Here is a 606-nt window from a genome sequence, read left to right on the forward strand (position 1 = left end):
TCAACTTTGTTGCCATTCGCATCTAAACCATTGGCTGTCACTTTGCCTGCAAATACTGGTGCATCCGCCAATTGAATATCTAGCGTATCGCCTGTAATTACTGTCTTGATGTTGCTGTTCGAACCTGCACCTGTTAAGCCACCGCTAATGTTCAGCGTCTCTCCAAGTTTACGATCAACTGTGCCACTATTACCCGTGAAGGTAATTGGTTTAACAACTTCGTTATTCAAATTCGTTAACGCATCGCCAACATTGTTTGCTGTCGTCGTCGAACCATCTGTCTTCGTCGTCACATAGCTTGGTGCACTAATCGTACCCGTACTACTGTCATAGGTTGATCCACCACCTAAGTTAGATGCTGAACTATTACCCAAAGCATCAGTCTTACTGCTTGATGCTGTAGTTGCTGCATCCAACTGACCTTTATTCACAGCATCTGTCGCTGCTGTCGCATCCGCTACATTTTCAACTTTGTTGCCATTCGCATCTAAACCATTGGCTGTCACTTTGCCTGCAAATACTGGTGCATCCGCCAATTGAATATCTAGCGTATCGCCTGTAATTACTGTCTTGATGTTGCTGTTCGAACCTGCACCTGTTAAGCCA

At 44.9% G+C, this 606-nt stretch carries 1 pseudogene; it reads right to left on the reverse strand.

Annotation, left to right across the window (positions count from 1 at the left end):
- Positions 1–606 (reverse strand): annotated as a pseudogene (locus M2R48_RS21255) (hypothetical protein); the annotation flags it as partial.

The sequence above is a fragment of the Acinetobacter sp. I-MWF genome (genome assembly GCF_025433935.1).
GTDB classification, from domain to species: domain Bacteria; phylum Pseudomonadota; class Gammaproteobacteria; order Pseudomonadales; family Moraxellaceae; genus Acinetobacter; species Acinetobacter guillouiae.